Genomic DNA, 21,261 nt, shown 5'->3' with positions numbered 1-21,261 from the left:
GTACCCGGCGGATATCGACCGATGTTCATATCGGTTGATACTGGGCATACCGTGGTAATAGCGATTAATTCCCGCTTTTCAGATGTTTCCGGCGTTCAGGGGGTCGTCATGGTCCAGGAGCTCGTCATCGCGATAGTGGGCGCGGCCTCGGTGGGTGGGCTGTACATGGCGGCGGCGGCCAAGGTCGTCAAGCAGTACGAGCGGGGCGTCGTGCTGAGGCTCGGCAGGCTCCGCGACGACGTGCGGGGGCCCGGATTCACCATGGTGGTGCCCGGCATCGAGCGGTTGCGCAAGGTCAATATGCAGATCGTGACGATGCCGGTGCCGGCGCAGGACGGGATCACCCGGGACAACGTGACGGTGCGGGTGGACGCGGTCATCTACTTCAAGGTGGTCGACGCGGCGAGCGCCGTGATCCAGGTCGAGGACTACCGGTTCGCGGTGTCGCAGATGGCACAGACCTCGCTGCGGTCGATCATCGGCAAAAGCGATCTGGACGATCTGCTGTCCAACCGCGAGAAGCTGAACCAGGGCCTTGAGCTGATGATCGACAGCCCGGCGGTCGGGTGGGGCGTGCAGATCGACCGGGTGGAGATCAAGGACGTCTCGCTGCCGGAGACGATGAAGCGCTCCATGGCCCGTCAGGCGGAGGCCGACCGTGAGCGGCGGGCCCGGGTCATCAACGCGGACGCCGAGCTTCAGGCTTCGAAGAAACTCGCCGAGGCGGCGAAGGAGATGTCCTCCCAGCCGGCCGCGCTCCAGCTGCGCCTGCTGCAGACGGTGGTGGCGGTGGCGGCCGAGAAGAACTCCACGCTGGTGCTGCCGTTCCCGGTGGAGCTGCTCCGCTTCCTGGAACGGGCGCAGCAGCCCACGCAGCAGCCGGTGCAGCAACAGATGCTGGAGCCGGAGCAGTCGGCACAGGCGCAGGCACAGGCACAGACACAGCGCCCCGCGCAGCCGCAGCGCCCCGCGCAGGCACGGCCGCCGCAGCCACCGCCGTCCGTGGCGCCCGCTCCTGCTCCCGCTCCCGCTGCTTCCGAGGTGACCGCGTCCGCGCAGTCCTCTCGTTCGAAGCCACTCGCCAGGCACTGAGCCGGGCGGACCGCCCCGTCAGCCGTCCATCAACGCATCTGACCTGCTGGAATGCGGGTGCGTGACCGGTTGTCGGACCCCCCGCCTAGACTCGCAGGAGTCAGAAGGATCGAGACGATCAAGAGGGATCAGGGCGGGAGGGGAGGGGACCGATGACCACGGCACAAGACTGGCTGGACGCGTCCGCCGCCCGCCTTCTGAGCTGTGCCGCTGTCTTTCTGCCCGCATCGCTGCCGAGGGACGGACGGGTCGCCTTCTGGGATCCCGAGGGCGGCCCCCTCCCGGAGCCGCCGGGTGACTCCGCGGAATCCGAGGAGCACGCGGCACCCGCCGCGACCGCCGCGGAGATCGCCGTCGTCCGCCCGCACGGGCAGCAGGACGGCGTCCGTCGGCGTTCGGCACCCGCCGTCCTGCTGCCCGTGGCCGATGCCCTGCCACTGCTGGCCCGCGCCCGGCATCAGCACTCCGCCCATCCCGCCACCCGCTGCTGGGGCGCCGCCGCACTCCAGGCGCTCAACCTCGTGGCGCGCGGCAGACTGCTCCCCGGCCTGACGGGCGACGACCGGGACGCCTGGCGGGCCGGACCGCGCGATGCCGAGGACATCGCCCACCTCCGGGCGATCGCCGCCGCCATGCCGGTCGAGGGGTACGCGGTCCCGCTCCCGGACCGCACACCGCTCCAGGTCCCCGACCCGGAGTGGCTGCTCGGGGCGTTCCTCGATGCGGTCGCCGACACCCTGCCCCGTACACCGGCCGCGGTGTACGCGATGGGGGCGCCCTTCGCGGCCCGTGAGGCCCAGCATCTGCCCGGGGCCCGTGACTGGGCCGTCGAGGTCGCGGCCGGTCTCGACGCGGGCGTACGGGTGTCGCTGCGCCTCGACCTGTCGGCGTACGAACTCTTCGACACGGCAGATATGTACGACGGCCCGGACGACACCGACGACACCGACGACACCGGCGTCTCCGGTGCGGCCACGGAAGCCCGTTCCGGCGCCGCGCGGCATGCCGCCGCTGCCATCACCCAGGTGCACAGCCTGGCCGACCCGACCTATGTCGTCGATGCCGCCGCGCTCTGGAACGGCGGGGCGGGAGAGCCGTTCGGCCCGCGGGCCAGGATCGACGCCGTGCTCGCACTGCGCCGCGCCGCCCGGGTCTGGGCACCGCTTGAGCGGTTGCTGGACCAGCCGGTGCCCGATGTGCTCGCGCTCGAAGAGGACGAGCTGTACGAGCTGCTGAGCGACGCCGGAGCCCGGCTGGCGGCGGCCGGAGTGAGCGTCCACTGGCCCAGGGAGCTCGCCCGCTCCCTCACCGCCTCCGCCGTCGTGCGGCCCGCACCCGGCTCGGCCACCGACGGCACCTCGTTCTTCGACGCCGAGCAGCTCTTCTCCTTCAACTGGCAGCTGTCGCTGGGCGACGAGCGGCTCACCGAGGCGGAGATGGACGTTCTCGCGGAGGCCCACCGGCCGGTGGTGCGGCTGCGGGACCAGTGGGTCGTCGTCGATCCCGCGCTCGTGCGCAAGGCGCGCAAGCGGGAGCTCGGCCTGCTCGATCCGGTCGACGCCCTCGCCGTCGCGCTGACCGGCAGCGCCGAGGTCGACGGCGAACAGGTCGAAGCGGTGCCTGTCGGAGCCCTGGCCGCGCTCCGTACCCGCATCACCGACGACACCACCACCATCGCCCCGCCGCCGGGCCTCGACGCCACGCTCCGCGACTACCAACTGCGCGGCCTCGCCTGGCTGGACCGGATGACCTCCCTCGGCCTCGGCGGCTGCCTCGCCGACGACATGGGCCTGGGCAAGACGATCACCCTGATCGCCCTCCATCTGCACCGCGCCCACTCCGCGCCCACCCTGGTGGTCTGTCCCGCCTCCCTCCTGGGTAACTGGCACCGGGAGATCAACCGCTTCGCTCCCGGAGTCCCCGTGCGCCGCTTCCACGGCGCCGACCGCACGCTCGCCGAGCCCGACGGCGGTTTCGTCCTCACCACGTACGGCACGATGCGTTCGAGCGCGGCGCAACTCGCCGACCACAGCTGGGGACTGGTCGTCGCCGACGAGGCCCAGCACGTGAAGAACCCGCACTCCTCCACGGCGAAGGCGCTACGCACCATCCCGGCCCCCGCGAGAGTCGCCCTCACCGGCACCCCCGTGGAGAACAACCTCTCCGAGCTGTGGGCCCTGCTCGACTGGACCACTCCCGGACTGCTCGGCCCGCTCAAGGCGTTCCGGGCCCGGCACGCCCGGATCGTCGAGAACACCGGGACGGCCGCCGGGCTCGCCAACGACGAAGCGGTCGAACGGCTCTCCCGGCTGGTCCGGCCCTTCCTCCTGCGCCGCAAGAAGTCCGACCCGGGCATCGCCCCCGAGCTGCCGCCCAAGACGGAGACCGATCACCCCGTCTTCCTCACCCGCGAACAGGCAACGCTCTACGAGGCGGCCGTCCGCGAGACGATGGCGTTCATCGAGGCCTCGGAAGGCATCGCCCGCCGCGGTCTGATCATGAAGCTGCTGGCCTCGCTCAAGCAGATCTGCAACCACCCCGCGCAGTACTTGAAGGAGGAGCCGACCCGTCTCGTCGGCCGTTCGGGAAAGCTCGCCCTGCTCGACGAACTCCTCGACACGATCCTCGCCGAGGACGGCTCCGTCCTCATCTTCACCCAGTACGTGACGATGGCCCGGCTCCTCTCCGCCCACCTCGCCTCGCGCGCCATTCCCTCCCAACTCCTGCACGGCGGTACGCCGGTGGCCGAGCGGGAAAGGATGGTGGACCGCTTCCAGTCCGGCGAGGTCCCGGTCTTCCTGCTCTCCCTCAAGGCGGCGGGCACCGGACTGAACCTCACCAGAGCCGCCCATGTCATCCACTACGACCGCTGGTGGAACCCGGCCGTCGAGGAACAGGCCACGGACCGGGCGTACCGCATCGGCCAGACGCAACCCGTGCAGGTCCACCGGCTGATCGCGGAAGGCACGGTCGAGGACCGGATCGCCGAGCTGCTGCGGGCCAAGCAGGTGCTGGCCGACGCGGTCCTCGGCGCCGGTGAGACCGCGCTGACCGAGCTCAGCGACCGCGACCTGGCCGATCTCGTCTCGCTCCGGAGGCCGTCATGAGCTCCCGGCCCCGTTCGTACGCCGCCCGCCCCGAACCGCGCCCCGTCGCCCGCTCACGCCCCGGCCCCGACGATCTGCGCCGCACCTTCGAGGCCGTGCCGCCCCGCACGTCCGACGGCGACGAACCCTTTGCGGACAGCTGGTGGGGCCGGGCCTGGGTGGCCGCCCTGGAGTCCCTGTCGATGGACGAGGGACGACTCTCCCGCGGCCGTGCGTACGCCGACAGCGGGAAGGTCGCAGCGATCACCGTCACGCCCGGACGGGTCGTCGCCTACGTCCACGGCAGCCGCCCCCGCCCCTACCGCGCCGAGCTGCGTCTGCGCTCGCTCACCGACGCCGACTGGGACACCTTCCTCGGAGCGGTCGCCGCCCGCCCCGGCCACCTCGCCGCGCTGCTCGCCAAGGAGATGCCGCACTCGCTGGTCGACACGGCGGCCGGGGCCGGTATCGCACTGCTGCCCGCCGCGGGCGACCTCGACCCCGGCTGCTCCTGCCCCGACCACGGCTGGCCCTGCAAGCATGTGGCCGCCCTCTGCTACCAGATGGCCCGGCTCCTGGACGCCGATCCGTTCGTTCTGCTGCTGCTGCGCGGCCGGGGCGAGCGCGAACTCCTCGAAGAGCTGGGCCGCCGCAACGCCGCGCACTCCGCCCGGGAGCGCCCCACGGCCCCCGCCACCCCTTCCGTACCGGCCCGCGACGCGCTGGCCGACCGCTACCTCCCGCCGCTACCCGCCCCGCTCCCGGTCCTGCCGCGTCCCGGGCAGCCACCCTCGTACCCCGGCCTGCCCGGTGCCCGGGACCCGCTCGCCCTCGACCACCTCGCCACGGACGCGGCGGCCCGCGCGCACACGCTCCTCACCACCGGCCTCGATCCGCTCGCCGGCCTCACTCCCTGGCAGGACGCCGTGCGACTGGCCGCGTCCCGCCCCACCGCCGGACTCACCGCGACCACCCGAGCCCTCTACCGCGAACTGGCGTATGCCACCGGCCGCACCCCCACCGACCTGGCCCGCGCCGTCGCGGCCTGGCGTCAGGGCGGTGCCGAGGGGCTGGCCGTCCTCGAAACGCCCTGGGACCCTCCGGCCGGTCCCTTCGACCGGGCCCGCCCCGCGCTCGCCGCCGCCGACTTCCCCCGCTTCCACCCCTGGCACAACCACCTCACGCACCCCGGCGGCACGCTCCAGCTCCGCTTCGGCCACGACGGCCGTTGGTACGGCTACGAATCCGAGCCGGGCGAGGACGACTGGTGGCCCAGGGCCACCCCCGACACCGACCCGGTGGGCACGCTCATGGAACTCACGCTCATGGAACTCGGCGAAGGCTGACCCCCGACCCCCGCACCTCGGCCGCTCAACTCCGCAGAATGACAAAAATTCCGATCAGCAGCACGAGGACGATCGGCAGCACGATCAGCCGCGCCTTGCGGAACGACTCGTTCTCCTGCTGGGACAGTCCACGGTCGGCGCCGTGTGCCGACGCCAGATGTTCCCCGGCCATGTCGATGATCTTCTCCATGGTCAGGAGCGACGGCGACCAGCCGCAGTGCGCACAGACGAGGAAGTCGCGGTAGGGGTCGTAACGGAAGTCCCGCTCCATATGGACGGTGAACACCTCGCCGTCCGGCGTCATGGCTGTGAAGCTGCGTATCGGCGCACCCATCTGGACCGCTCCCTGTTCCGCGCATGTGCCGGGTAGCGTTACCCGGCCGCGGCACAGTACCCGACCACCGCCACCATCCGCCGCGTCAGAAGTCGGCGGTCGTGCGCTCCTCGACCCGCGCCACCGAGTCCTGGGCGTACTCCTTCTCGTAGGCGTTCCGGATCCGCTCGATCTGGGCGTCGCGCACGCGTGCCTCGGACGCCGGGTAGAGCAGGGTCAGTTCGTAACTGCGCTCCCGCTCGATCACCCCGTGGGAATCCCGCCACTGTCCCCGGCCGTCCTGGATGGTCAGCCCGTTGGGGAAGCGCGGCGTGACCTCCTCGTCGACGAACGCCAGGAATTGTTGATCGGTCACATCCGGTCCGCCGTCGGGACGCTCGGTTCCGAAGTACAGCCGGGTCTCGATATAGGCCTTCCCGCGTACGGCAGCGGCCGGTTGCGAGGCGGAGGAGGCCTCGTCGCCGAGAGTGGCGTACGCGACGGGTGTGCCCACGGCCAGTACGGCCAGGGCGGCGGCGGTCGCGGTGAGTACGGTGTGCTGCTTGGGGCCGCTGAGGCCCTTGACGCTGGTGAAATGGGGGAAGCGAGGCACGGCGGGGACCTTCGTTCGGAGCGTGCACGGGCGGGGTCTGCGGCGCGAATGCGCGCGGCCCACTGTGGCAAGCGGCCCCGGCCGGAGGCCGGCAGGACATGGACGCACCCGCCGGTAACCACCCGTACGGGTCGGCCTACGCGCCCGCCCGAAACCGCGGCGCCCGGTGCGGCCGGCGCCGCGAAAACCCCTGGTTCCGGGCGACTCGGCGCTGCTAGCTTCCTCGATGTGGCGAAACTCAATCAGATCATCGCAGTGGAGAAGGGCGTCAAGTCCAAGGCTCACCAGGACCTGACGGCGGCGCATCACGGCCTCCAGAAGACCGGCCTGCTGGCCGGGATCTCCCGGACGTATCAGCCGAAGGACGAGGAGGGTGAGCAGCTGCCGCCCGAGTCGACCCTGGTGCAGATCAAGGCCGAGGACGTGCTGCGGGAGACCGCGACGACCCTGACCCGGCTCTTCGATGTGACCGCCACGAAGGACTGGGCGAACTGTTCGGCCCGCGCGGACGTGAAGGTCGAAGGTCGTGTGCTCGTGAGCGAGGTGCCGGTGTCGTATCTGCTCTTCCTGGAGAAGCAGTTGACGGACATCAATACCTTTGTCCGCAAGCTTCCGGTGCTCGATGCCTCCGAGGCCTGGTCCCAGGACCCGTCGACGGACTCCTGGAAGACCGAGCCGGTGAGGACCCTTCGTACGAAGAAGGTGCCTCGCAACCATGTGAAGGCGGAGGCCACCGAGAAGCACCCGGCACAGGTCGAGGTGTACTACGAGGACATCCCGATCGGGTACTGGACGACCGTGAAGTTCTCCGGGGCCCTCCCCGCCCGGCGGGTCAATGAACTGCTGGACCGGGTGGAGAAGCTTCAGCAGGCCGTGAAGTTCGCCCGCGAGGAGGCCAACGGCGTGGATGTCACCGACCAGCGGGTGGGTGATGCGGTATTCGGCTACCTCTTCGGGTAGCCGACCATGGATTCCCCGGCCGTCCATTACGGCCGGGGTGCGCGAGGAGCGCAAGCTGAAACTGAAGCTTGTCGTGACGACGCGGTTCCGGTGGAGGTTCGAGTCCTCCCCCCGGCATTCGGTGCGTTCCCGCACTCGGACGGGCCGGGGTGGCCCAACTGGCAGAGGCAGACCGCGATCAATCTCAGACTCTTGCTCCAGACTCAGCATTCGCCACCGATCGCCGAATCAATCGGGCCCGTGCCCATGGGCGTCGAGATGCCGGTTCGACTCCGGCCCGCAGAGCTTCGATCTGCGGTCGTCTAAAGGCAGGACGCGACGACATAAACCTGACACGGACCCTTAAAAGTGTCGGCGTGCCGAATGGGTGGCATCTACAGGGCTCGGGGGCCGGCTACGCCCCCGGGCCCGCTCCCGTTTTCCGGTGCGGCCTGTCACGTACCCGCGGGCAGTGACACCCCGCGTCCCGCGAAGAAGCGCTCGAAGTCGGCGAGGGGAAGATCCGCGGCGCGCGTTCCGGGTGTCGTGCCGGACGGGTTGTGGAAGTGGACGCCGGTGCCGTCGCCGGTGCGGGACGTCAGCAGCACCAGGTGCCCGCCGCGCCCCGGGGCGGGTCGCTGCGGATGGCGGATGCCGTAGTGCACCGAGGCCATGACCGTCCGGCCGCCGTCCAGCAGGCCGAGGATCTCCCGCGACGTGAGCCGGGGGTGGACCGTGGCGTCCAGGCCGTGGACCTCGCGTACGTACTCCGCGAAGGGAGCGTAGATCAGGCCGCGGATCACCCCGCCCGAGTCCTGCGTGTACGCGCCGTACTTGAGCGCCCCGTCGCGCAGCGTGAACAGGGGCGGGGCCCCGGGGCCGAGCGCCATGCGCAGGCAGGTCATACCGCACAGATGACCTGACCAGCGCGCGTACTCGGCCGGTGACTCCGCCCCCGAATCCGCCCAGGCCGGGTCGGTGGCCGGATCGAGTCCGCCCTCCACGATCGGGCCGACGAGCTCGAACGAGGCGAACTGGGTGTGAACGGGAACGCGGCAGGCGGGGCAGGTCACCAAAGGCATCCGATCACTGGCGGTATCCGGTCAGGAAGCGGCCGATGCGGCTGATCGCCGCGTCGAGATCGTCAGCGTACGGGAGCGTCAGGATCCGGAAGTGGTCGGGACGCGGCCAGTTGAAGCCGCTGCCCTGCACGACCTGGATCTTCTCCCGCAGCAGCAGATCCAGGACGAACTTCTCGTCGTCGACGATCCGGTGCACCTTCGGGTCGATGCGCGGGAACGCGTACAGCGCGCCCTTCGGCTTCACGCACGACACCCCCGGGATCTCGTTCAGCTTCTCCCAGGCACGGTTGCGCTGCTCGTACAGCCTGCCGCCGGGCACGACCAGTTCCCGGATCGACTGCCGGCCGCCGAGCGCCGCCTGAATGGCGTACTGCGCGGGCGCGTTGGGGCACAGGCGCATGGAGGCGAGCGTGGTCAGCCCCTCCAGATAGTTACGGGCGTGCTGCTGCGGGCCGGAGATCACCATCCAGCCGGAGCGGAAGCCCGCCACGCGGTACGTCTTCGACAGGCCGCTGAAGGTGAGGCAGAACAGGTCGGGGGCGAGGGACGCCACGCTGTGGTGCTCGGCGTCGTCGTAGAGGATCTGGTCGTAGATCTCGTCGGCGAACACCAGCAGGCCGTGCCTGCGCGCCAGATCGAGGATGCCTTCGAGGACCTCGCGCGGATAGACGGCGCCGGTCGGGTTGTTCGGGTTGATGATCACGACGGCCTTGGTGCGGTCGGTGATCTTCGACGCCATGTCGGCGAGGTCCGGGTTCCAGTCCGAGGCCTCGTCGCAGGTGTAGTGCACGGCCCTGCCGCCCGCGAGCGTCACCACCGCGGTCCACAGCGGATAGTCGGGGGACGGGATGAGCACCTCGTCACCGTCCTCCAGCAGCGCCTGGACGGCCATGGAGATCAGCTCGGACACGCCGTTGCCGAGGAAGATGTCATCGACGCCGACATCCGTCAGCCCCATCGCCTGGTAGCGCTGCGCCACCGCGCGGCGCGCGGACAGGATGCCTCGCGAATCGGTGTAGCCGTGGGCCTGCGGAAGCATCCGGATCATGTCCTGGACGATCTCCTCCGGCGCCTCGAAGCCGAAGAGCGCGGGGTTGCCCGTGTTGAGCCGGAGCACGCTGTGACCCGCCTCCTCCAGGGCGTTGGCGTGCTCGATGACCGGGCCCCGGATCTCGTAACAGACCTCGTCGAGCTTGCTGGACTGCCTGAACTCCATGCGGTGGCCTCCCCGACCCGATTGCGATACTTGGTTTTACCAAGCTCGGGCTTGGAAAGTCCAACAACATGTCTAGACTGCGTCGCATGCCACGTCAGCAACAGTCCGCAACACGCCCGGTCCGCCGCCGGAGTTACGACCAGTTCTGCGCCACCGCGCGCTCCCTCGATTCGGTGGGCGACCGGTGGACCCTGCTGATAGTCCGCGAACTGCTGGCGGGTCCTCGCCGCTACACCGATCTCCACGCCGACCTGCCGGGCGTCAGTACGGACGTCCTCGCCTCCCGGCTCAAGGACATGGAGCAGAGCGGCCTGGTCACCCGCCGCCGTCTCCCGCCGCCCGCCGCGGCCTCGGTGTACGAACTGACGGAGCGCGGCCACGGACTGCTGCCCGTGCTCGCCGCGCTCGCCGAGTGGGGCGCGCCCGCGCTCACCGAGCGGCGGCCCACCGACGCGGTGCGGGCACACTGGTTCGCGCTCCCGCTGCTGCGCGCGCTGGACGGGCTGACCCATGCGGGAGTCGTCGAAGTCCATCTGGACGAGGGCGAGTTCCATGTGCGCGCGGGTGGTACGACAGCCGGTGCGGCTGTGTACGGGGAGGGGCCCGTCGCACGCGCGGATGCCCGTATTGCACTCGACGTCGAGGTCTGTCTGGCGCTCGGGCAGGGTGAGTTGACGCTCGCCGAGGCAGTCGAGGACGGGCGTATCGAGGTGTCGGGCGACGGGCCGCTCGCCGCCGAACTCCGCGGCGAGTGACCCACTGGATCGGGAGGGTTGTGCGCATCGGCTCATGGGTAGCGTGGGGGCATTTGGGATGCCTGGGACGCAACCGGGACGCTGAGGCGGAGGAGTCGCACATGGGATTCGGCGGACAACAGGGGAGCCGGGAGCGGCGGATACGGCAGGGGCGTCTCGCCAAGGCCCTGGTCATAGGCGGCTGCGTGGCCGCGCTCGGCTTCGTGCCGTCGGCGGCCATCGCCACACCCGGCAGCGGTGTCAGCGGCACGGTGGTCGCGACGGGCACATCGGTGGGGAAGCTGAAGGTGAAGACGCCGAACGGCCGCACCGATGTGACCTTCCGGACCATCACCGTCGAGCCGGGCGGCTCCACCGGCTGGCACACCCACAGCGGTCAGCTGATCGCCGTCGTCAAGTCCGGGACGCTGACGCGGACCCTTGACGACTGCTCGGTCGAGGTGACGCCCGCGGGCTCCTCCTTCATCGAGCCGTCCGGGGTCAGGCACCGCCACATCGGACGCAACCTGGGGACCGAGCCCGTCGTGCTCTGGGTGACCTATCTGCTGCCCCGGGGCAGTGCGCTCTCCGACGACGCCGACGCGGTGGACTGCGACGGGAAGAAGTAGCGCGCCGGCGAGGAGGGATCCGGCCGGTGGGACGGCCCGTACGGGGGCGGGCGGCCGGGGCGATGATGGGTGAGTGCGATTTGAAGCGATCACCTGGGAGCGGCTGGCCGAAGCCTTTGCCGCGCATGCCGACGGTCTGACGCCGGGAGACGCCGGCCCCTGGCTGAAGGTCGCTGTCGACGGTGCTCCGGCGGCCCGTACGGGGGAGTTGGCCGGGCGAGTCGCACAGGCCCTGCGGGTCCGGGGGCGGGCGGTGCTCGTCGTGTCCACCGAGGGGTTCCTGCGGCCCGCGAGCCTCCGGTACGAGTACGGAAAGGAGGACCCCGACTCGTACTACGACAGCTGGTTCGACACGGGTGCGCTGTGGCGCGAGGTCTTCGGGCCGCTGGAGGCGGGCGGGAGCGGGCGGGTGCTGCCCGATCTCTGGGACCCGGTGACGGACCGGGCGACTCGGAGCCCGTATCAGGTCCTGCCCGAGGGCGGTGTGCTGGTGGTGCACGGCCCGTTGCTGCTGGGGCACTGGTTCCCGTTCGACCTGAGCCTCCATCTGCGGCTGTCGCCGGGTGCGCTGCGGCGGCGTACCGAGGAGGGCGAGCGCTGGACCCTGCCCGCTTTTTCGCGGTACGAGGAGGAGGCGGCGCCCGGGGACCGCGCGGATGCGGTCGTACGGGCCGACGATCCGCTGCACCCGGCCTGGACCGGGTGGGGCGAGGCGGCGGCCTGATGTTGTGATCGCGGGCCGGGGCTGCGCCCCGGCGTCGTGGTCAGGGGCCGCCGCCCCGGCCCGGTGGGCCGGGGCGGCCTCCCACGGTGGTGACCGCCTCCGCCCCCGATCGGCAGCCCGCCTCGGCGGCCGATGCATCGTCCGCCCCCGACAGGAGCGCCGCGAGAAAGCCGCCGGTGAACGCGTCGCCCGCGCCCGTCGAGTCCACCGCACCCCGCACCTCGACCGCCGGGATGTGCCGGGTGACCGCGCCCGCGACGGCCAGCAGGGCGCCGCCCTCGCCGAGCGTGACGACCACCCGGGGCACCTGAAGGCTCAACTTGGCTGCGGCGTCGGCCGGTTCGGGCAGTCCGGTGAGCAGCCGGGCCTCGTCCGCATTGGGCAGCAGCAGATCCGTGCCCTCCACTGCTGTCAGGAACCGGTCGACGCCCAGCTCGGCGAGGAACCCGGCCGAAGCCGGGTCGACGCTCACCGTGACCTGCCGCCGCCGGGCCTCCCGCAGGGCGAGCAGGGCCGTCTCCCGGCTCGTCGCGGCGAAGAGCAGGTATCCGGAGAGATGGAGATGGGCGATCTTGTCGAGCATCGACGGCGACCAGTCGCCGGGGGAGAGGCGGAGCACGGCGCCGCTGTCGGTGAGGAAGGTGCGCTCGGCGGCGGAATCGACGAGGGCGACGACGGTGGCGGTCGGTACGTCGTCGTCCACGGCCAGCAGGCAACGTACCCCTGCCCGTTGCAGCGCGTCCCGGTGCCAGGCCGCGCTGTCGGCGCCGACCCGGGCCAGCAGCCGTACGTCGCGACAGCCCGAACGCGCCGCCCAGCACGCGACGTTGGCGCCCGCGCCGCCGGGCAGGGTGCGGATCCGGGCCGAGGTGTCCGTGCCGTGGATCAGCGCCGTCCCGTGCCGGGCCATCACATCGGTGACCACGTCGCCGACGACGAGAAGGCCGCCGTCGGTCATCGGCCGGCCGCCGGGTCGCGGCGCTCTGCCGTGTCCTTCGTGCCCCGATGAGCTGCTGTGTTCCGTGCGGCGGCGGCCCACGCGCCGGAGATCCGTGCGGCGAGCGACACGTTGCCGCGTACGGCCGCCAGATTGGCCTCCAGCGAAGCGCCCCCGGTTCCCCGCATCAGCCGGTCCAGCAGAAACGGTGTGACGGCCTGGCCCACGATGCCGCGCTCCCGGGATTCTGCGAGGGCCTCGGTCAGCACACGGTCGTGGAGTGCGGGATCCAGCTGGTCCGCCACGGATACGGGATTGGCGACGATCAGCGCGGAATCCGGACCGCCGAGCGCGTCCTGGGCGCGCATCACCTCCGCGACCTCCTCGGGCGTCCGCACCGTCCAGTCGACCGGCTCGCCCGAGCTGTTCAGATAGAAGCCGGGGAAGCGGTCGGTGCCGTAACCGAGCACTCCGACGCCGAGCGTCTCCAGGCGCTGCAGCGTGGCGGGGACGTCCAGGATCGACTTCACCCCCGCGCACACCACCGTGATGCCGGTCCGCGCGAGGAGCCGGAGGTCCGCGGACTCGTCCTGGGTCCGGGTCCATTCCCGGTGTACGCCGCCGAGGCCGCCGGTCGCGAAGACGCGCAGGCCCGCGTGCGCGGCCAGGAACGCCGTCGCGGACACGGTCGTCGCCCCGCTCGCGCCCGTCGCCAGAGCCGGTGCGAGGTCCCGGTGGCCCAGCTTCCGCATCGCCGGGTCCGCGGCGACCCGCTCCAGCTGGTCCTTGTCCAGTCCGATGTGGGCCCTTCCGTCGAGTACGGCGATCGTGGCGGGCACGGCGCCCGCGGACCGTACGAGCCCTTCGAGTTCCTGAGCCACCCGCAGATTGCGGGGGCGTGGCAGACCATGGGCGATGATCGTCGACTCCAGGGCCACGACGGGGTGGTGCGTGGCGAGGGCCGTCTGTACCTCGGTGGAGAGTGCGGGGGCGTAGGGGTGTGCGCCGGCCGACGTATTCAGTGACATGTCCACATCCCTGTCGCCGGAGTGCCGACCTCAAACGTGCGGCCGGGACACCGGCCGGTTCCCCCACCCCTCCGCATGGTCTCCCGGTCCTGGTGCCGAGTCGCCCCGAAGCGGTCGCTAGGGTGACCGGCCATGACCACACTTGATCAAGCCGCAGCCTCGTTCGCCGTGCACATTCCGGACGCCGAACTGGAGCCGGAACCGCTCGACCCGGCACAGATCGTCTCGGGCGATCCCGTGGTGACCGGCAAGGTGCTCTGGGAGTCGCCCGACGGCAAGCAGGTGCGCGGAATCTGGCAGATCACGCCCGGCGTGGTCACGGACACCGAGGCGAACGAGCTGTTCGTGGTCGTCAGCGGACGCGCGAGCGTGGTGGTCGAGGGCGGGGCGACGCTGGAGATCGGACCGGGTGACGCCTGCGTGCTGCGCGAGGGCGACCGTACGACGTGGACCGTGCACGAGACGCTGCGCAAGGCGTACCACATCAGCCTCTGAAACCTCTGAAGCCTCTGAAGGCTGAGGAACCTCAGGCGTCGGCAGCAGGTGTGGCGGGCCGGGCGAGCGCTCGGCGCAGCGCCAGCGCCGCCATCGGCAGCAGCAGGCATGCTCCGACCACATTCAGCCAGCCGTAGCTCGCCCGGGCGACGATCACCCCGGCGATCGCGCCGCCCGCGCCCGCCGCCGTGTTCATGGTGAGGTCCGACAGACCCTGCACGGCCGCGCGGGCGGGCTGCGCTACGGAGTCGGTGAGCAGCGCCGAACCGGCGACCAGCCCGGCCGACCAGCCGAGCCCGAGCACGAACAGGCCCGCTGCTGTCTGGCCGTGGCTGGGGCCCGCGGTACCGGCCAGCAGCGCGGCGCAGGAGATGAGCCCGACCGCCAGACCGATCACGGCGAGCCGGCCGAACCGATCCGAGAGCCAGCCCATCACCGGGGAGAACGCGTACATCCCGGCGATGTGGCCGCTGATGACCAGTCCGATCAGCTGGAGTCCGGCGCCGTGATGGCCCAGATCGACCGGGGTCATCACCATGATCGAGACCATGGCGGTGTGCGAGACGGCCACCGTCACCAGCGCCAGCCGTGCCATCGGCGACGCCCGCACCGCCGCGATGCCGGCACGCAGCGAACGGCCTGCGGGGGAGTCGTTCTCCTGCGGTGCCAGTGCCCGTGCGGTGAGCAGCGGGTCCGGCCGCAGCAGCACCCCGACCACGATCGCGGCCAGCAGGAAGATCCCGGCCGCGAAGAAGAACGGGCCCGCCTTCTCGGATATCGGGGTGCCGCGGAAGACATGCCCCGCCGGGGCCGCGATGTTGGGCCCGAGTACCGAACCGATCGTCGTGGCCCAGATGACGGTGGAGATCGCCCGGCCGCGCCGGTCGGGCTCGACCAGATCTGCGGCGGCGAACCGGGCCTGCAGATTGGCCGAGGAACCGGCGCCGAAGCCGGCCATGCCGAGCAGCAGCAGCGGGAAGCTGTGCACGACGGTGGCCAGCACCACGAGCCCCGCGCCGAGCGCACCGATCAGATACGCCAGTACCAGACCGGGGCGCCGGCCGCGCGAGGTCATCAGCGCGGCCAGCGGCAGCGAAAGCAGCGCGGTACCCGTCACCGAAGCGGTCGGGGCCAGACCGGACAGCGCCTCGGAGCCGCTCACCTCCGTGGCCAGGACGGGGGCCAGGGCGATGCCGATGGGCACGCCGAGGCCGCCGAGTATCTGGCTGGATATGAGCACCGCGGACGTTCTGCGCCGCAGCCCGGGAAGCTCGGCCGCCGTGACCCGGCCGGCGGGGCGGCCGGACCCGGCGGGGGTGTCAGGTGCATCGAGGGTGTTGGTCACTGGCGCAGTGTGCCAGCCCGCTCGCAGGTACGAAACCGGGTGCGCGGATCGGGACGGAGCGCGGGCCGGGACAGTGCGCCGGTCAGAACAGCGGCTGGGGCAGCACGCCCTCCAGGGCCAGCAGCTGCCGCTTGGTTTCGAGTCCGCCGCCGAACCCGCCGAGTCCGCCGTCGCTCTCCACCACCCGATGGCAGGGCACCACCACCGGCAGCGGATTGGATCCCATGGCCGCCCCGACCGCCTGCGCGGCCCCCGGCTGCCCCACGCGCCCGGCGAGGTCCCCGTATCCGACGACCGCCCCGTACGGCACACCGGACGCCAGCTCGCGGAGCACCTGGCGGTTGAAGCCGGTGGCCAGCGACCAGTCCAGATCGAGCGAGAACTCCCGCAACGAGCCCGCGAAATACGCTGCGAACTGGCGTATCGGCTCGGCGAGCCGCGCGGAGCCGGGACTCTCCACCGGCTCCGCGCCGAGCCGCGTCCGCAATTGCCCGACAGCCTTCTCCCGCACCTCGGGACGGGCATGGAAGACCACGCTCACCAGTCCCGCGTCGGTCGCGGCAAGCAGCAGCGGGCCGATGTCGCTCTCGACGACGGCCCACTCGACAACCCCGTTGCTGTTCATGGGACCACCGTACGGCCAACCACTGACAGAGCTGTCAGCCCGTGGCCTCGCGCACCACATCGGGGGTGTTGGTGATGATCCCGTCGACGCCCAGGCCCGCCACCTTCGCCGCGGTCGACGCGTCGTCGACCGTCCATGTGTTGAGCCGGAGCTTCTTGCCGTGTGGACCCTTCAGCGCGTGCACCGCCTTCACGTAATCGGCGGAGACCGACGTGTACGAGGGGTTGATCTGGTCGGTGAACGCCGCGTACGAGGGCAGGTCGGCCACCGCGGGGGTGCCGAGGAAGCCGGTCGTGACGTCCGGGCGCCGCTGGTGCACCTTCTTGACGCAGTCCGCGCCGAAGCTCTGGATGACGAGCCGGTCCTTGACGTGATCGCTGTCGAGCCACCCCTTCTGGCGCAGCACGCGCAGGGTCTCCTTCTCGATGCCCGGGTAGATCTCCGGGCTCTTGATCTCCAGCAGCAGGTTCTGGTGGTTGCGCTCGATCCGGTCCAGGTACTGCGTGAGGGTGGGCACCCGGGTTCCGGCGAACCGCGGACCGAACCAGCTGCCCGCGTCCAGCCGGGCGATCTCGGCGGCCGTGAAGTCCTTGACCGCCCACGGCGCACGGTCCGGGAAGACCTCTTCGACGTCCGTGGTCCGCTTCAGATCCGTGTCGTGCATGACGACCAGCACACCGTCCTTGGTGAACTGGACGTCGTTCTCCACCCAGTCGAAGCCGAGGGCGTCGGCCCTGTCGACGGCTGCCAGGGTGTTCTCCGGCGCACGGGCCGAAGCGCCCCGGTGCGCGAAGACGACGGGGGCGCCGCGCTTCGCGTCCGCGGTACGGGCGCTCACGGTCCGGATGCCCGCACCCGCACTCGTGTGCCCGGCGGTGGCCGTGCCCCTGCCCGTGGTCCGTGTATCGGCGGTCGACATCAGCAACGCGCCGGTACCCATGAGGGCGGCGGCAGCGACGGCGGCGGTTGCGGTGCGTGCGTACACGTGTACTCCTTGCTCCAGAGTTACGGACGGGCCGAGAGTGACAGCCACCCCGCAACGGGGGGCGGGTGAAGGATGGCCACAACGTGAACGCTGCTGCTGAGACCGGGTCACGGGCCGACTGTCATGTCGATAAAATGCAGCTCTTCTGTTTGTCTGCCGGGCCTGGCGCCTTAAGGTCACCCCCGAACCCGGGCTTCCGCGAAGGGCGTACGAGCATGCAGGGCACGATCGACGGTTTCGGCTACGGAGCGGTGACGCCCGTCGCGGCCTTCCTCATGGCCTGCCTCGGCGCGGCCCTCGGGCTGCGCTGTACGACCCGTTCGCTGCGTACCGAGCGTTCCTTCAAGGCCGGCTGGCTGGCCCTGGGCGCGACCTCCATAGGCTCCGGCATCTGGACGATGCACTTCATCGCGATGATCGGCTTCTCCGTCGAGGGTGTGCCCATCGGCTACGACAAGCCGATCACCTTTGCCAGCCTCGCCGTCGCCATCGGCATGGTCGCGATCGGCATCTTCATCGTCGGATACCGGGGCGCCACCCGCATGGCCATGATCACGGGTGGCACCATCATCGGGCTCGGTGTGGCCACCATGCACTACCTGGGCATGGCCGGAATGCGCCTGGATGGACGGTTCGAATACGACACGGTCACCGTGATCCTCTCCGTCGTCATAGCGGTGGTGGCCGCCACGACCGCGCTCTGGGCGGCCGTCTCCCTGCGCGGCCTCCTGACCGGTCTCGGCGCCGGCGTCGTGATGGGCGTCGCGGTGAGCGGCATGCACTACACGGGCATGGCCGCGCTCAGCGTCCATCTGCACCCCGCCGCCCTCGCCGGCGCCGCTGCGGCCGACGGGCCCGCCGTTCCCCTCCTGCCGCTGCTCATCGGCCCCGGCTGCTTCCTGCTCCTTGCCGCGGTGGTCGTGATGTTCGACCCGCTGATGGTGATGGGCACCCCGCAATGGAACGACCCCACGGCCGTGAACGGGGCCGGAAGGCCCCCCGGAATCCCGGCCCAGCGGCAGGTGCCTCGGTTCGGGACCCATGCCGACCCGGCGTCGTTCCACGCCCGTCCGCGCGACCCCGCGCCGCCCGGAGAATGGTGACCCCGGCCCGGCCGGGCGGCTGACCCGGCCCGGTTGTCAGTGGCGGGTCGTACGGTGGTTGCATGCGGCCCGTTTCGAAGATCGAACGTTCGGTGGCGCCTTTCGAGGTCGTCAGTCCCTACCAGCCCAGCGGCGACCAGCCCGCGGCCATCGCCGAGCTGGAGCGGCGCATCCGTGCGGACGAGAAGGATGTCGTCCTGCTCGGTGCGACCGGCACCGGCAAGTCGGCGACCACCGCCTGGATGATCGAGAAGCTGCAGCGCCCCACCCTCGTGATGGCGCCGAACAAAACACTCGCGGCCCAGCTGGCGAACGAGTTCCGCGAGCTGCTGCCCAACAACGCCGTCGAGTACTTCGTCTCGTACTACGACTACTACCAGCCCGAGGCGTACGTCCCGCAGTCGGACACCTACATCGAGAAGGACTCCTCGATCAACGAGGAGGTCGAGCGGCTGCGCCACTCCGCGACGAATTCGCTGCTCACCCGGCGAGACGTCATCGTGGTCGCCTCCGTCTCCTGCATCTACGGACTCGGTACGCCCCAGGAATACGTGGACCGCATGGTCCAGCTCAAGGTGGGCGACGAGATCGACCGCGACCAGCTGCTGCGCCGCTTCGTCGAGATCCAGTACAGCCGCAACGACCTCGCGTTCACCCGTGGCACCTTCCGGGTCCGCGGCGACACCATCGAGATCTTCCCGGTCTACGAGGAGCTCGCCGTCCGCATCGAGATGTTCGGTGACGAGATCGAGGCGCTCTCCACCCTCCACCCGCTCACCGGCGAGGTCATCAGCGAGGACCAGTCCCTCCACGTCTTCCCCGCCAGCCACTACGTCGCGGGTCCCGAACGCATGGAGAAGGCGGTCAACGGCATCGAGCAGGAGCTGGAACAGCGCCTCGCCGAGCTGGAGAAGCAGGGCAAGATGCTGGAGGCCCAGCGGCTGCGGATGCGCACCACGTACGACATCGAGATGCTCCGGCAGATCGGCACCTGCTCCGGCGTCGAGAACTACTCGATGCACTTCGACGACCGCTCACCCGGCACCGCGCCCAACACCCTCCTCGACTACTTCCCCGAGGACTTCCTCCTCGTCCTCGACGAGTCGCATGTCACCGTGCCGCAGATCGGCGCCATGTACGAGGGCGACGCCTCCCGCAAGCGGACCCTCGTCGACCACGGCTTCCGGCTCCCCTCCGCGCTCGACAACCGCCCGCTGAAGTGGGAGGAGTTCCTGAGCCGGATCAACCAGACCGTCTATCTCTCCGCCACCCCCGGGAAGTACGAGCTCTCCAGGGGCGACGGCTTCGTGGAGCAGATCATCCGCCCCACCGGCCTCGTCGACCCGGAGGTCGTCGTCAAGCCCACCGAGGGCCAGATCGACGACCTGGTCCACGAGATCCGCAAGCGCACCGAGAAGGACGAGCGGGTCCTGGTCACCACCCTCACCAAGAAGATGTCCGAGGACCTCACCGACTACTTCCTGGAGCTCGGGATCCAGGTCCGCTATCTGCACAGCGACGTCGACACCCTGCGCCGCATCGAGCTGCTGCGCGAGCTGCGCTCCGGTGAGTACGACGTACTGGTCGGCATCAACCTCCTGCGCGAGGGCCTCGACCTGCCCGAGGTCTCGCTCGTCGCCATCCTCGACGCGGACAAGCAGGGTTTCCTGCGTTCGGGGACGTCACTGATCCAGACCATCGGGCGCGCCGCCCGTAACGTGTCGGGGCAGGTCCATATGTACGCGGACAAGATCACTCCGGCGATGGCGCAGGCCATCGACGAGACCAACCGCCGCCGCGAGAAGCAGATCGCCTACAACACCGAGCGCGGCCTCGACCCGCAGCCGCTGCGCAAGAAGATCAACGACATCGTCGCGACGATCGCCCGCGAGGAGGTCGACACCGAGGAGCTGCTCGGTACCGGCTACCGCCAGTCGAAGGGCACCAAGGCCCCCGTTCCCACCCTGGGCGCCAAGACGGCCGGTTCCAGGAAGGCCGGGGGCAACGGCGTGGTGGTCACCGACCGGCCCGCCACCGAACTGGCCGGAATCATCGAGGAGATGACCGACCGGATGCGCGCGGCCGCGGCGGACCTGCAGTTCGAGGTCGCGGCCCGACTGCGCGACGAGGTCGGTGAGTTGAAGAAGGAGCTGCGTCAGATGCGGGAGGCGGGCCTGGCCTGACCCGTCGAGCCCGGTGTGTTGCAGGACCGACACAAAAACGCCCCAAGCGGCCGCGTGTTCGGCGTGACTGCGTAGGGTGCTGGGAAACCGCGCACGGACGGTTGCGGGGCAAGGGGAGAGGGGACAGCGCGTGACGGTCAATATGACCAAGGGCCAGGCCATCAGCCTGCAGAAGAGCGACGGGGGGACCCTGACCGCGGTACGGATGGGGCTCGGCTGGCAGGCGGCGCCGCGCCGTGGTCTGTTCGGTTCGCGTACGAGGGAGATCGACCTCGATGCCTCGGCGGTGCTGTTCGCCGACAAGCAGCCGGTCGACGTGGTCTTCTTCCGTCACCTCGTCAGTGACGACGGCTCGGTCAAGCACACCGGGGACAATCTGGTCGGCGGCGCCGGTTCGGGCGGCGACGACGAGGCGATCCTCGTCGATCTGCAGCGGGTGCCGGTCCACATCGACCAGATCGTCTTCACGGTGAACTCCTTCACCGGCCAGACGTTCCAGGAGGTGCAGAACGCCTTCTGCCGCATCGTCGACGAGACCAACGGCCAGGAACTCGCCCGCTACACGCTGGACGGCGGCGGGCAGTACACCGCCCAGATCATGGCGAAGGTGCACCGCGCGGGGAGCGGGTGGCAGATGACCGCCCTCGGCAACCCGGCCAACGGCCGCACCTTCCAGGACCTGATGCCGGCGATCCTGCCGCACCTGTAGGCACGGCCGGACCGGCCGTTCGGCATCGGTACGCGCAGCTCCCGGAGGCATCGGCCGCCGGGAGCTGCACCGCATGG

General features: G+C 70.6%; 20 protein-coding genes and 1 pseudogene. 12 read left to right on the top strand and 9 right to left on the bottom strand.

Going from position 1 to position 21,261, the window contains the following annotated elements; all coding sequences use genetic code 11:
* The first annotated feature begins 108 nt into the window (after window positions 1-108).
* The 3 genes from OG507_RS09800 (at window position 109) to OG507_RS09790 (ending at window position 5,524) form a co-directional block, all read left to right on the top strand.
* Entirely contained in the window at window positions 109-1,092 is a 984-nt protein-coding gene (locus OG507_RS09800) for a slipin family protein (RefSeq protein ID WP_327366767.1), read from the top strand.
* Window positions 1,093-1,244: 152 nt separating this feature from the next.
* Window positions 1,245-4,199, top strand: a complete 2,955-nt coding sequence (locus OG507_RS09795) for a DEAD/DEAH box helicase (protein WP_327366766.1) — start codon at window positions 1,245-1,247, stop codon at window positions 4,197-4,199.
* Complete coding sequence (locus OG507_RS09790) at window positions 4,196-5,524, top strand: SWIM zinc finger family protein (protein WP_327366765.1); 1,329 nt, start codon at window positions 4,196-4,198, stop codon at window positions 5,522-5,524. The genes OG507_RS09795 and OG507_RS09790 overlap by 4 nt, the downstream gene beginning before the upstream one ends.
* Before the next feature lie 25 nt (window positions 5,525-5,549).
* On the opposite strand, the gene OG507_RS09785 is transcribed toward OG507_RS09790, so the two are convergent.
* Window positions 5,550-5,858, bottom strand: a complete 309-nt coding sequence (locus OG507_RS09785; protein WP_327366764.1) for a hypothetical protein — start codon at window positions 5,856-5,858, stop codon at window positions 5,550-5,552.
* Between the two features lie 85 nt (window positions 5,859-5,943).
* Entirely contained in the window at window positions 5,944-6,366 is a 423-nt protein-coding gene (locus OG507_RS09780) for a DUF3574 domain-containing protein (protein ID WP_327371916.1), read from the bottom strand.
* Between the two features lie 312 nt (window positions 6,367-6,678).
* On the opposite strand from OG507_RS09780, the gene OG507_RS09775 reads away from it, so the two are divergent.
* A complete protein-coding gene (locus OG507_RS09775) occupies window positions 6,679-7,410 on the top strand; it encodes a DUF7873 family protein (protein ID WP_327366763.1) in 732 nt (243 codons plus the stop codon).
* Window positions 7,411-7,441: 31 nt separating this feature from the next.
* Window positions 7,442-7,527 (top strand): annotated as a pseudogene (locus OG507_RS09770).
* Window positions 7,528-7,844: 317 nt separating this feature from the next.
* Here OG507_RS09770 and OG507_RS09765 read toward each other — a convergent pair.
* Window positions 7,845-8,462, bottom strand: a complete 618-nt coding sequence (locus tag OG507_RS09765) for a peptidase (protein WP_327371915.1) — start codon at window positions 8,460-8,462, stop codon at window positions 7,845-7,847.
* Window positions 8,463-8,475: 13 nt separating this feature from the next.
* Window positions 8,476-9,687: a pyridoxal phosphate-dependent aminotransferase gene (locus OG507_RS09760; RefSeq protein WP_327366761.1), complete on the bottom strand. Its 1,212-nt coding sequence runs from the start codon at window positions 9,685-9,687 to the stop codon at window positions 8,476-8,478.
* An 86-nt stretch (window positions 9,688-9,773) separates the two neighbouring features.
* Between OG507_RS09760 and OG507_RS09755 the strand changes: the two genes are divergently transcribed.
* From OG507_RS09755 to OG507_RS09745, 3 genes are all read left to right on the top strand, one after another.
* Window positions 9,774-10,442, top strand: a complete 669-nt coding sequence (locus OG507_RS09755) for a helix-turn-helix domain-containing protein (RefSeq protein ID WP_327366760.1) — start codon at window positions 9,774-9,776, stop codon at window positions 10,440-10,442.
* A 101-nt stretch (window positions 10,443-10,543) separates the two neighbouring features.
* A complete protein-coding gene (locus OG507_RS09750; RefSeq protein WP_327366759.1) occupies window positions 10,544-11,050 on the top strand; it encodes a cupin domain-containing protein in 507 nt (168 codons plus the stop codon).
* A gap of 73 nt (window positions 11,051-11,123) precedes the next feature.
* On the top strand, window positions 11,124-11,774 hold the full coding sequence (locus tag OG507_RS09745) for a uridine kinase (RefSeq protein ID WP_327366758.1): 651 nt from the start codon (window positions 11,124-11,126) through the stop codon (window positions 11,772-11,774).
* A 40-nt stretch (window positions 11,775-11,814) separates the two neighbouring features.
* Here the strand turns inward: OG507_RS09745 and OG507_RS09740 are convergent, their stop codons facing one another.
* On the bottom strand, window positions 11,815-12,732 hold the full coding sequence (locus tag OG507_RS09740; RefSeq protein ID WP_327366757.1) for a carbohydrate kinase family protein: 918 nt from the start codon (window positions 12,730-12,732) through the stop codon (window positions 11,815-11,817).
* Complete coding sequence (locus tag OG507_RS09735) at window positions 12,729-13,739, bottom strand: pseudouridine-5'-phosphate glycosidase (protein WP_327366756.1); 1,011 nt, start codon at window positions 13,737-13,739, stop codon at window positions 12,729-12,731. Before OG507_RS09735 ends, OG507_RS09740 begins: the two co-directional genes overlap by 4 nt.
* Window positions 13,740-13,871: 132 nt before the next feature.
* On the opposite strand from OG507_RS09735, the gene OG507_RS09730 reads away from it, so the two are divergent.
* The gene (locus OG507_RS09730) at window positions 13,872-14,234 is read left to right on the top strand and encodes a cupin domain-containing protein (RefSeq protein ID WP_327366755.1); all 363 of its coding nucleotides are present in this window, start codon (window positions 13,872-13,874) and stop codon (window positions 14,232-14,234) included.
* A gap of 31 nt (window positions 14,235-14,265) precedes the next feature.
* On the opposite strand, the gene OG507_RS09725 is transcribed toward OG507_RS09730, so the two are convergent.
* The 3 genes from OG507_RS09725 to OG507_RS09715 form a co-directional block, all read right to left on the bottom strand.
* On the bottom strand, window positions 14,266-15,579 hold the full coding sequence (locus tag OG507_RS09725) for an MFS transporter (protein WP_327366754.1): 1,314 nt from the start codon (window positions 15,577-15,579) through the stop codon (window positions 14,266-14,268).
* A gap of 82 nt (window positions 15,580-15,661) precedes the next feature.
* Entirely contained in the window at window positions 15,662-16,204 is a 543-nt protein-coding gene (locus OG507_RS09720; RefSeq protein WP_327366753.1) for a methylated-DNA--[protein]-cysteine S-methyltransferase, read from the bottom strand.
* A gap of 34 nt (window positions 16,205-16,238) precedes the next feature.
* The gene (locus tag OG507_RS09715) at window positions 16,239-17,189 is read right to left on the bottom strand and encodes a glycerophosphodiester phosphodiesterase (RefSeq protein ID WP_327366752.1); all 951 of its coding nucleotides are present in this window, start codon (window positions 17,187-17,189) and stop codon (window positions 16,239-16,241) included.
* Between the two features lie 215 nt (window positions 17,190-17,404).
* Between OG507_RS09715 and OG507_RS09710 the strand changes: the two genes are divergently transcribed.
* From OG507_RS09710 to OG507_RS09700, 3 genes are all read left to right on the top strand, one after another.
* On the top strand, window positions 17,405-18,292 hold the full coding sequence (locus tag OG507_RS09710) for an MHYT domain-containing protein (RefSeq protein WP_327366751.1): 888 nt from the start codon (window positions 17,405-17,407) through the stop codon (window positions 18,290-18,292).
* A 62-nt stretch (window positions 18,293-18,354) separates the two neighbouring features.
* Window positions 18,355-20,475 carry an excinuclease ABC subunit UvrB gene (gene uvrB, locus OG507_RS09705; RefSeq protein ID WP_327366750.1) on the top strand — a complete coding sequence of 707 codons (2,121 nt, stop codon included), beginning with the start codon at window positions 18,355-18,357 and terminating at the stop codon, window positions 20,473-20,475.
* A 130-nt stretch (window positions 20,476-20,605) separates the two neighbouring features.
* The gene (locus OG507_RS09700; RefSeq protein WP_104789925.1) at window positions 20,606-21,184 is read left to right on the top strand and encodes a TerD family protein; all 579 of its coding nucleotides are present in this window, start codon (window positions 20,606-20,608) and stop codon (window positions 21,182-21,184) included.
* Window positions 21,185-21,261: the final 77 nt, after the last annotated feature.

It is taken from the genome of Streptomyces sp. NBC_01217 (assembly GCF_035994185.1).
Classification (GTDB): domain Bacteria; phylum Actinomycetota; class Actinomycetes; order Streptomycetales; family Streptomycetaceae; genus Streptomyces.
The sequence above is the reverse complement of the archived record's forward strand: the minus strand, read 5'-3'. Positions and strand labels throughout refer to the sequence as shown.

Bases quoted from the DNA above. Each gene is read 5' to 3' on its own strand.
- OG507_RS09800 (WP_327366767.1), top strand. From the start codon at position 109: ATGGTCCAGGAGCTCGTCATCGCGATAGTGGGCGCGGCCTCGGTGGGT.
- OG507_RS09795 (WP_327366766.1), top strand. From the start codon at position 1,245: ATGACCACGGCACAAGACTGGCTGGACGCGTCCGCCGCCCGCCTTCTG.
- OG507_RS09790 (WP_327366765.1), top strand. From the start codon at position 4,196: ATGAGCTCCCGGCCCCGTTCGTACGCCGCCCGCCCCGAACCGCGCCCC.
- OG507_RS09785 (WP_327366764.1), bottom strand. From the start codon at position 5,858: ATGGGTGCGCCGATACGCAGCTTCACAGCCATGACGCCGGACGGCGAG.
- OG507_RS09760 (WP_327366761.1), bottom strand. From the start codon at position 9,687: ATGGAGTTCAGGCAGTCCAGCAAGCTCGACGAGGTCTGTTACGAGATC.
- OG507_RS09755 (WP_327366760.1), top strand. From the start codon at position 9,774: ATGCCACGTCAGCAACAGTCCGCAACACGCCCGGTCCGCCGCCGGAGT.
- OG507_RS09750 (WP_327366759.1), top strand. From the start codon at position 10,544: ATGGGATTCGGCGGACAACAGGGGAGCCGGGAGCGGCGGATACGGCAG.
- OG507_RS09740 (WP_327366757.1), bottom strand. From the start codon at position 12,732: ATGACCGACGGCGGCCTTCTCGTCGTCGGCGACGTGGTCACCGATGTG.
- OG507_RS09735 (WP_327366756.1), bottom strand. From the start codon at position 13,739: ATGTCACTGAATACGTCGGCCGGCGCACACCCCTACGCCCCCGCACTC.
- OG507_RS09730 (WP_327366755.1), top strand. From the start codon at position 13,872: ATGACCACACTTGATCAAGCCGCAGCCTCGTTCGCCGTGCACATTCCG.
- OG507_RS09720 (WP_327366753.1), bottom strand. From the start codon at position 16,204: ATGAACAGCAACGGGGTTGTCGAGTGGGCCGTCGTCGAGAGCGACATC.
- OG507_RS09710 (WP_327366751.1), top strand. From the start codon at position 17,405: ATGCAGGGCACGATCGACGGTTTCGGCTACGGAGCGGTGACGCCCGTC.
- uvrB (WP_327366750.1), top strand. From the start codon at position 18,355: ATGCGGCCCGTTTCGAAGATCGAACGTTCGGTGGCGCCTTTCGAGGTC.